Source organism: Gemmiger formicilis (assembly GCF_016901605.1).
Lineage (GTDB): Bacteria > Bacillota > Clostridia > Oscillospirales > Ruminococcaceae > Gemmiger > Gemmiger formicilis_B.
In genome coordinates, this window is sequence record NZ_JACJKP010000725.1 from 1 (window position 1) to 224 (window position 224).

Sequence of the window (224 nt, forward strand, 5' to 3'; positions counted from 1 at the left end):
GTACCGAATGTGAGGTAGACGCCATCTGCGACGGAACGGATTTCCTGGTGCCCGGCATCATGGAACAGATCGAGCGTACCGGTGTGCATTCCGGCGACTCCATCTGCGTCTACCCGCCGTACAACTTCAGCCAGAAGGTCATTGACACACTGGTGGATTATACCGGCCGCTTTGCCCGCGAACTGAAGGTTGTGGGCCTGGTCAACGTCCAGTATGCCGTGCAG

General features: G+C 58.0%; 1 protein-coding gene. It reads left to right on the forward strand.

What is annotated here, in order from left to right; translation table 11 throughout:
* Positions 1–224, forward strand: a 224-nt coding sequence (locus H6B10_RS16630) for a hypothetical protein (protein WP_204652481.1), incomplete at both ends; no start/stop codon positions are given.